This window comes from Streptomyces sp. NPDC002057 (genome assembly GCF_040296665.1).
Lineage (GTDB): Bacteria > Actinomycetota > Actinomycetes > Streptomycetales > Streptomycetaceae > Streptomyces.
In genome coordinates, this window is the sequence record NZ_JBEOXR010000047.1 from 61,186 (window position 1) to 69,951 (window position 8,766).

The following is an 8,766-nucleotide window of genomic DNA, read 5'->3' on the forward strand; positions in this document are numbered from 1 at the left end:
CAAAGGGTGAATGTGATGAGCAAATCGAAGAGCGCCCCCGAGGAATTCGACATCGTGATCATCGGTGCCGGAATCTCCGGCATCGGCGCCGCCCGCTACGTGACCAAGGCGTTCCCCCACAAGAAGGTGGTCGTCCTCGAAGGGCGCGCCGACATCGGGGGCACGTGGGACCTGTTCCGGTATCCCGGCATCCGCTCGGACTCGGATCTGCACACCTTCGGGTACGAGTTCAAGGCTTGGAAGGACCGGGCGGCCATCGCCGACGCCCCCCTCATCCGGGACTACCTGCACGAGACCGTGGAGGAGAACCGGCTCGGCCGTCTGATCCGGCTCCGGCACCGGGTCGTCTCCGGTCACTGGTCCACCGCGGACGCCGCGTGGACGCTGACCGTGGAGGTCGACGGCACGGCGGGCGAGGCACCGGTACGCAAGGAGATCAAGACGAACTGGGTCTTCGCCGGTACCGGCTACTACCGCTACGAGGAAGGGTTCACGCCCCGCTTCGAGGGCCGCGAGGACTTCACCGGCGACATCCTGCACCCACAGCACTGGCCCGAGGGCTACGACTACGCGGGCAAGAAGGTCGTGGTGATCGGCAGCGGAGCCACGGCGATCACCATCGTCCCGTCGATGGCCACCGGCCCGGGCGCCGCCGCGCACGTGACGATGCTGCAGCGCACGCCTACCTATGTGCTGCCGGCTCCCCGGGTGGACTCGGTGGCGCTCCTGCTGACCAGGATGTTCGGCGAGCAGCGGGGGTACGCGCTGACCCGGTTCAAGAACATCTGGATGGACCGGGGGATCGTGGTCGGCCTTCGCAAGTACCCGCGTGCCGGCAAAGCGTTCATCCGCTACGTCAACAAGAAGTCCCTTCCCGAGGGCTTCGACGTCGACAAACACTTCAACCCCCCGTACAAGCCGTGGGACCAGCGTCTGTGTCTGGCGCCGGACGGGGACTTCTTCAAGGCGATCAGGGACGGGCACGCCTCGGTGGCCACGGACAAGATCGCCCGCTTCACCAAGAACGGAATCCGGCTGGAATCCGGCCGCGAACTGGAGGCCGACGTCATCGTCACCGCGACCGGCCTGAACATGCGCGTGCTGGGCGGAATCGACCTCTTCAAGGACGGCGAGCCCATCGACACCTCCAAGTCGATCGCCTATCGCGGCACGCTCATGTCGGGGATTCCCAACTGGGCCATGGCCGTCGGATACACGACCTCGTCATGGACCTTGAAGATCAGCCTCGTCTGCCGATACTTCTGCAGCCTGGTCAAGCACATGGATGCGTTCGGCTACGACACCGCTGTCGCCGTGGCCGAGCCCGGAATGGAGACGCGCCCCGTCATGGACATCAGCGCCGGATACGCGCAGCGCTCCAGCGACATCATCCCCCGCCAGGGGACGGAGCAGCCCTGGAAGATGGCGCTGTCCTACCCGGAGGACGCCAAGCTGCTGCGCGGGCCGCTGTTCGACGACAGCCTGCGGTTCACGTCGCGCGCCGACCGGCCGTTCCGCGAGCCGGCCGCCCGGAACGTCGGCGCGTAGGGGAGCGGGTCGATGTCCGAGATGAAGGAAGCCACCACCACTTCACAGGATCGCTTCGTCCGGCTGCCTAACGGCACCCGGCTCTGCTACCGCCTCGACGGCGAGACCGGCGCGCCCCCCGTCCTGCTGCTCGGCGGACTCGGCGAGGACCTCACCACCTGGTCGTCGCACTTCGTCAGCACCCTCGCATCCCGCGGCCACCATGTCATTCGCATGGACAACCGCGACTGCGGCCGGTCGACCTTCGCCCAGGACCCTCCGCCGAGCGTCCTGCGCCAGCTCCTGGTACGGCCCCGCGCCGACGCCTACACGCTGGCCGACCTCGCCACGGACAGCGCGCTGCTGCTGGAGCACCTCGGCGTCGGACCGGCCCACGTGGTGGGGAGATCCATGGGCGGCATGATCGCGCAGTCGATGGCCGCGCGATTCCCCGACCGTACGAGATCGCTCGTCTCGATCTACTCGACGACCGGCGATCCCAGGGCCGGTCAGCCGGCGGCTTCCACCAAGCTGCTCCTGGCGAGCGCGCCGCCCCGCACCCGGGCACAGGCGGTCCGCGCGCACCTGCGGCTCACCGCGCATCTGGCCGGGACGTGCCATCCGGTCGACGAGGTGGCCGAGGCCGCCCACGCGGTCAGCACCTGGGACAGGACGGCCGGGGACGGCGCCGCCGGCACGGCCCGCCAGATCCAGGCGATCCAGGCGTCGGGAGACCGCACGGCAGAGCTGGGTACGGTCACCGCACCGACCCTCGTCATCCACGGTGACCGGGACCCCATGGTCCATCCGACGGGCGGCCACGCCACCGCCATGGCCATCGCGAGCGCGAGGCTGACCGTCGTACCGGGCATGGGCCATCACCTTCCGGACTCGCTTGCGGAGCACGTGATCACCGAGATCGCCGCCCACATCGCGAGCGCACAGCGGACCACCGGACGGACGCGCTGAAACGCGCGCTCCGAGGCCCGGCGGGGCACCGAGACTTCCTCACTCGGTGCCCCGCTGGGCCTTCCGGCGTGGCCGGGACAGCCTGACACCGAGCCTGGGGGCGATGGTGCACCATGCACATATGGAACAGACCGGACCCACTTCGGAAGGAGTACCGGAGACCGACGAACTGTGGCCCCCGCCGAGAGAAGCGGTGGGTGCGCTGATGCGCTCGGTCGCCGAACGGCTCCTGGAGACGGCCCCGGGGTTCGTCAACGAGCTGTTGGCGGCCTCGCAGAGAGGCACGCGGTACCGGGCGATCGTCGACGACCCGGTGCTCGCCGAGGGTGACCGGCGCATGAACAAAGCCAGCGCGCTGCACTGGCTCACCGCGAACATGCACAGCCCGGGGCGGCGCGTCCCGCCTCTCGTCGAGCAGGAGACTCTCGTCTTCGCACGCGACCTGGTGCGGCGGGGCATGGACATCGACGACCTCGGCTCCTGGCGGGCCGTGCAAAGGGTCGCGTGGCGCCTGTGGATCGACGCCTGCTTCGCGGTGACGGACGACCGGGAGGACCTGCGGGACCTGCTGGAGGTGTCGGAGTACTCGATAGCGGCCTACGTCGACGACTCGATCAGGGTCCTGTACGCCCGCATCGAGGAGGAACGGCAGGATCTGGCCCGCGGTGTGCAGGCCGAACGGCAGGCGACGGTTCAGCTGCTGCTCGAAGGTGCCCCGATCAGCAGAGCGCGGGCGGAGGCCCAACTCGGCTACGCCCTGACGGGGGACCACATCGCGGCGATCGTGTGGGTGGACGCCATCGACCGGGCCCGTCGTCTGGAGCACGCGGCGGAACGGGTGATGCGAGTCTGTGGAGCCCATCGGCGATTGACGATCGTCGCGAGCACGGCCGCCCTGTGGCTCTGGATGCCCGCCGGCCGCACGCCGCCCGTGGCGGTCGTCGAGCGCGAGCTGGCCGACCTGCCGGGCGTGCGGGTGACGCTGGGCAGGCCGGCGAAAGACCTTGAGGGATTTCGTCGCAGCCACCTGGATGCCGCGGCCTCGCAGCGGGTCCTGGCCCGGCTGGGCTCCGCGCGTGCCGTCGTCCGTTACGAGGACGTCCAGCTTGTGTCCGTCCTGACGGCGGATCTGGCGCAGGCGGAGCGGTTCGTGACCGACACGCTGGGGGATCTCGCGAAGGCGGACACCCAGCTGCGGGAGACGGTGCTCGCCTATGTGAGTGAACGGTTTAACGCGTCGAGCACCGCCGACCGTCTCTACACCCACCGGAACACCGTCGAACGCCGCCTCGCCCGCGCCGATCAGCTGCTGCCGCTGCCGCTGGCCCAGAACGCGCCCAGCGTCGCGGCCGCGTTGATGCTGGTGCAACTGCGCGACGGGTGATCGGCACGGGCGAGGAGTATGTGCACGGCTTACGTCCGCGGATCAGCCCTCTCGTCGGCCGAGCCGGTCCGACAGCCTGTCGACGGCCCAGGCGGCCCGCACCGCGGTGGCACTGGAAGCGGGGGAGGGCGAGAACCACGGGCGCCGGCGCCACAGGGTCCGCAAGTCCTCGTGGGGGTCGTCGCCGGCGAGCCGGTCGGCGAGGAGAGCGCCGAGGTAGGGCCCCTGGGCGAGGCCGTGTCCGTTGCAGGCGATGGCGTAGGAGACGTTGTCGGTGGCCTCGCCCACCACCGGCAGCCAGGACGGGGTCATCGCGATCCATCCGCCCCAGGCGCGTCGCGGTTCGACGTCGCTCAGGGTGGGGAAACGCTGCCGGAAGGCGTGCACCAGGTCGGCGGCGACGCGCGGATCGACCTCGCGGGCGCCGAGGGCACCACGGGCGACCTCCGGCCGGCGGACCCCGAAGAGAATCGTGTTCCGCGGGGTGATGCGGTAGCTCTCCAGGGCGAGATGGTGCGTGGAGATGCCGACGCGGCTGGTCCAGCCGGTCGCCCGCAGGCGCTCGGGATCGATGGGTTCGGTCTCGACGAGGGAGACCCACAGCGGCGCGGTCATCCGGGGCGGAGTGATCGCGAGGTCGCGGGAGTGAGCGTTGTTGGCGATCACGACGCGCTCCGCCCGGATCCGCCCGTTGGGCGTCGTCACCACGAGGCCGGCGCGACCGGGCAGGATCGACCCGACCGGGCTGTTCTCGTAGACCCTGGCGCCCGACTTCAGCACCGCGTCACGCAGACCGCGGGCGTACTTGCCCGGATTGATCAGGCCGCCCGCCCGCTCGAAGATCCCGCCGAGGAAGGCGTCCGGGAGACCGAACTCACGGCCGTCGACGAACTCGGCGTCGGCCCCGGCGTCGACCAGGATCCCGGCGTTGTGCCGCGACCGCTTCAGCTGCCCCTCGGTGACGGCGGCGATGACGTTCCCCGTGCGCTCGTAGTCGCACTGGATGCCGTGACGTTCGATCAGCCCGTTCGAGAACTCGACCGAGGCGTCGGCGAACCGGATGGCCTTGCGCAGGCGCCGCGGGTGCAGAGCGGCCAGCATCTGGGCATCCCCGGCCAGGGTGTTGGTGAGGTATCCGCCGTTGCGCGAGGCCGCGCCCCACCCGCAGAACTGGCTGTCCAGCAGAGCCACGTCGACGCCCCGCTCGGCCAGCCGCAACGCGGTGCCCATGCCGAGGTAGCCTCCGCCGACGACCACCACATCGGCGTCGATCTGGCCTTCCAGCGCCGGAGCGTGGTCGGACGGGCGGTCGATCCATCCGCTGAACGACGAGTACTGGATAGCGGACGTTACATTCGCGCTCATGCCGGTCCTTCTTCCACGCCCCGGGCTGCCGGATGACGGGCGGCCAGTTGCTCCAGCCCTGCCAGGGACGCGGCGAATTCAGCGGTGAGCATTGCTCTCAGCAGGCGCGCCACGACGGGGTTGAGTCCGAGCGACGAGCCGTAGGTCACGTAGGTGTGTTCCCGGCCGGACGAATCGAGCATGGGCTGGAACCGGAGGAACGGTCGCACTTCGCCGACACCGGGGAATCCCTTCCCTGTGTACATCCGCTCACGGTGGAAGTCACTGCTCAGCAGGGTCCACCTCGTGATCACCGTCCAGGGCCCGACGACGATGCTCCGCTCCTCGAAGCTCTGCCCCACTTCCAGGGTGGAGTCCGCCCGGGTCACCCGCTGTACGTTGTTGACCCACTCGGCGTTGCGGCGCGGGTTGCTGGCGATGTCCCATACCGCCGCAACGGGGACCGGCATCAGCCTTGAGGCGCTGAATTCTCGAAAGGTAGGCATGCCGCAACAGTGCCGAGAGCGCTGAGCCCGCCTCTACGCAGGAGTGCACCGGGGCCCGGCGGGAGGTGCGACAGACTGCACCGCTGTCACTCCGACGCCGCGCCGCCGCTGGTCGTCAGACCACCGATCAGGTCCGCGACGAGGCTAGCGGCCTGACTCTGGGCCTGTTCTGGGTCGTCGGACTCGGAGATCGTCAGCGCCAGTTCGGTCAGCGCGCCGTAGAACGCTCCGGCGATCAGGTCGGCCGGGTAGGAACGGATCCGGCCGGCCGCCAGTGCCGTGTCGACGATGCCGAGGAGCATGCCGCCGAGGTGGCGCTGGTCCAGCTGTCGCCAGCGCGCCCAGCCAAGGGCGATGGGGCCCTGCTGGAGCACGATGTGCCGGTAGGTGGGTTCGGCACTGACATCGAGGAGCGTGCGGACGGCTCGGTCGGCGCGTTCCAGCGGGTCGGTGAGGTCGGCGACCGCCGTTCCGATGCGCTCGGTGGCCTGGCGCTCCAGCTCTTCGAAGACGGCCTCGAAGAGTCCGGGCTTGCCATTGAAGTGGTGGTAGAGCGCACCGCGGGTCAGCCCGGCCGTACGCACGAGCTCCTCGGCCGAGACGGCCGAGAAGTCCCGTTCGGCGAAGAGTTGCAGCCCTGTGTCGAGCAGAACCCGGCGGGTGTTCTCCGCGTACTTGTCTCGCAGCTTTTCCACCCGCCATGAATATCACATACACTCTGCATGTCAGATGCGTTGCGTATGTGCGGTGACTGCTGCCCGCCTGCGCCTGCGTGTCGCTCTTCCCTCTCTCTGGAGTCACCCATGGCTGTCCTCCTGTATCGGTTGGGGCGTAGTGCCCACGAACACCGAAACCTCGTCCTCGGCATGTGGCTGGCCGTGCTGGCCGCTCTCATCGCCTGCGTGGGAGTCTCCGGAGGCAGTACCGACGACCGCTTCTCCGTGCCCGGGACCGAGTCGCAGCGCGCCCTCGATGACCTCCGCAGGACGCTGCCCGAAGGCGTCGGCGCGAACGCGCAGATCGTGTTCTCCGCGCCCGAAGGCCAAAGGGTCACCGATCCCCGATACGGCGCCGCCCTCGCCGAAGCCACGGCGGCGGCGCAGAAGGCGCCGCAGGTCAGCGCCGCCGTCGACCCCCTCACCTCCGGCGCGGTGTCGCCCGACGGGAGCACGGCGATCGTCCAGGTGCTGTACCCGGTCGAGTACGTCGACGTGGACGACTCGTCCGTCGAGGCGATCGAGGCCATCGCGGAGAAGGCCGAACGAGACGGGCTGGAGACCTCGGTCGGCGGCACCGTCTACTCCAGCTCGGGCATTCACATCGGCCCCTCGGAGATCGTCGGCGTCGGCGTCGCGGTGATCGTCCTCGTGGTGACCTTCGGTTCCCTGCTCGCCGCCGGGATGTCGTTGGCGTCCGCCCTGGTCGGCGTCGGTGTGGGGCTGACCGGACTGCTCGCCCTGATGCCTCTGCTGGACATCTCCTCGACGGCCCTCACCCTCGCCCTCATGCTGGGCCTCGCCGTCGGCATCGACTACGTGCTGTTCATCCTGGCCCGGCACCGACAGCAGCTGGCGCGGGGCACCGATCCCCAGGAGTCCATCGCTCTGGCGGTGGGAACGGCCGGCAGCGCCGTCGTGTTCGCCGGCAGCACCGTGATCATCGCGCTCGCCGCCTTGAGCGTCATCGGCATCCCGTTCCTGACCACCATGGGCCTGGGCGCCGCGGGAGCCGTCCTCGTCTCCGTCCTCGCGGCGATCACCCTGACTCCCGCCATCGCGGGCTACGCCGGCACCCGCCTGGCACCCAAGCCCGGCAGCCCCGCCGCCCGGAGGGCCGCCGACGCGGACAAGGGCAAGCCCACCCTGGGCACCCGCTGGATCCGCACCGCCGTCAAGAAGCCCTTGATCACAGTCCTCGTCGTCGCGGGCGCCCTCGCGGCGATGGCGCTGCCGACCGCCGGCCTGCGCCTGGCCCTGCCCGACAACGGCTCGGCCCCGACCCGATCCACCGAACGCGTCGCGTACGACAAGGTGAGCGACAAGTTCGGCCCGGGATTCAACGGCCCCCTGCTCGTCCTCGTCGACGCCCGGGACGAGGCGGGTGCGAAGACCGGGGCCGAGGTGGCTCAGCGACTGCGAGGCCTGAAGGGGGTCGCGGCCGTACTGCCGCCCGAGCCCACGCGCGACCCGGCGCAGTCCGTCGTGCAGGTGATCCCGGCGAGCGGCCCGGACAGCACCGGGACCGACCGGCTCGTCCGGGACATCCGCGAGGCCGCGTCCGGCATCGAGAACGCGACCGACGCCTCCCTCGCCGTCACCGGCACCACCGCCGTCACCATCGACCTGTCCAACCGGCTTGGCGACTCGCTGGTGCCGTTCGTCCTGATCGTCGTCGGCCTGAGCCTGATCCTGCTGACCGTCGTCTTCCGCTCGCTGCTCATCCCGGTGAAGGCCGCCCTCGGATTCCTGCTCTCGGTGGCCGCTTCACTGGGCGCCGTGGTCGCGGTCTTCCAGTGGGGCTGGCTCGCCGACCTGATCGGCGTCCCGCACACCGGACCGGTCGTCAGCTTCCTGCCCATCATCCTCATCGGCGTGCTGTTCGGCCTCGCGATGGACTACGAGGTGTTCCTGGTGTCCGGCATACGCGAGGAGTGGGTCCACACGGGCCGGGCGCGCCGTTCGGTGGTCGACGGCGCACGGCACAGCGTGCGGGTCGTCACCGCAGCCGCACTGATCATGTTCACCGTCTTCGCCGGGTTCGTGCCCCTGGACGACGCCCTGATCAAGCCGATCGCCTTCGCCCTGGCCGTGGGCGTGGTCATCGACGCCTTCGCCGTCCGACTCACCCTCGTGCCTGCCGTCCTCGCGCTGGCCGGCCGGTACGCCTGGTGGCTGCCTAAGGACCTCGACCGGCTTCTGCCCGACCTTGATGTGGAGGGAACGAGCCTGCAGAAGCGCCCGGCAGGCAAGCACGCGAAGCCCCGCGCGCACGTCTGAGGCAAGCAGCCGGCAGCCGCCGTCGTCGATCGACGACGGC

At 69.9% G+C, this 8,766-nt stretch carries 7 protein-coding genes; 4 read left to right on the top strand and 3 right to left on the bottom strand.

What is annotated here, in order from left to right:
* Positions 1-15 precede the first annotated feature (15 nt).
* From ABT129_RS29080 to ABT129_RS29090, 3 genes are all read left to right on the top strand, one after another.
* A complete protein-coding gene (locus ABT129_RS29080) occupies positions 16-1,548 on the top strand; it encodes a flavin-containing monooxygenase (protein ID WP_351907507.1) in 1,533 nt (510 codons plus the stop codon).
* Between the two features lie 12 nt (positions 1,549-1,560).
* Positions 1,561-2,496, top strand: a complete 936-nt coding sequence (locus ABT129_RS29085; protein ID WP_351907509.1) for an alpha/beta fold hydrolase — start codon at positions 1,561-1,563, stop codon at positions 2,494-2,496.
* Positions 2,497-2,617: 121 nt separating this feature from the next.
* Entirely contained in the window at positions 2,618-3,880 is a 1,263-nt protein-coding gene (locus ABT129_RS29090) for a PucR family transcriptional regulator (protein WP_351907511.1), read from the top strand.
* Between the two features lie 42 nt (positions 3,881-3,922).
* On the opposite strand, the gene ABT129_RS29095 is transcribed toward ABT129_RS29090, so the two are convergent.
* The 3 genes from ABT129_RS29095 to ABT129_RS29105 all read right to left on the bottom strand — a co-directional run bounded on the left by ABT129_RS29095 (position 3,923) and on the right by ABT129_RS29105 (position 6,425).
* Positions 3,923-5,245, bottom strand: coding sequence for an NAD(P)/FAD-dependent oxidoreductase (locus tag ABT129_RS29095; protein ID WP_351907513.1), 1,323 nt, complete (start codon positions 5,243-5,245; stop codon positions 3,923-3,925).
* Complete coding sequence (locus ABT129_RS29100; protein ID WP_351907515.1) at positions 5,242-5,730, bottom strand: SRPBCC family protein; 489 nt, start codon at positions 5,728-5,730, stop codon at positions 5,242-5,244. The genes ABT129_RS29095 and ABT129_RS29100 overlap by 4 nt, the downstream gene beginning before the upstream one ends.
* Positions 5,731-5,816: 86 nt before the next feature.
* The gene (locus ABT129_RS29105) at positions 5,817-6,425 is read right to left on the bottom strand and encodes a TetR/AcrR family transcriptional regulator (protein WP_351907517.1); all 609 of its coding nucleotides are present in this window, start codon (positions 6,423-6,425) and stop codon (positions 5,817-5,819) included.
* Between the two features lie 108 nt (positions 6,426-6,533).
* On the opposite strand from ABT129_RS29105, the gene ABT129_RS29110 reads away from it, so the two are divergent.
* Complete coding sequence (locus ABT129_RS29110; RefSeq protein WP_351907519.1) at positions 6,534-8,726, top strand: MMPL family transporter; 2,193 nt, start codon at positions 6,534-6,536, stop codon at positions 8,724-8,726.
* Positions 8,727-8,766 lie beyond the last annotated feature (40 nt).

What these genes read in the sequence shown, in the direction of transcription:
- ABT129_RS29080 (WP_351907507.1), top strand. Translation starts at nt 16, where the DNA reads ATGAGCAAATCGAAGAGCGCCCCCGAGGAATTCGACATCGTGATCATC.
- ABT129_RS29095 (WP_351907513.1), bottom strand. Translation starts at nt 5,245, where the DNA reads ATGAGCGCGAATGTAACGTCCGCTATCCAGTACTCGTCGTTCAGCGGA.
- ABT129_RS29100 (WP_351907515.1), bottom strand. Translation starts at nt 5,730, where the DNA reads ATGCCTACCTTTCGAGAATTCAGCGCCTCAAGGCTGATGCCGGTCCCC.
- ABT129_RS29110 (WP_351907519.1), top strand. Translation starts at nt 6,534, where the DNA reads ATGGCTGTCCTCCTGTATCGGTTGGGGCGTAGTGCCCACGAACACCGA.
- ABT129_RS29085 (WP_351907509.1), top strand. Translation starts at nt 1,561, where the DNA reads ATGTCCGAGATGAAGGAAGCCACCACCACTTCACAGGATCGCTTCGTC.
- ABT129_RS29090 (WP_351907511.1), top strand. Translation starts at nt 2,618, where the DNA reads ATGGAACAGACCGGACCCACTTCGGAAGGAGTACCGGAGACCGACGAA.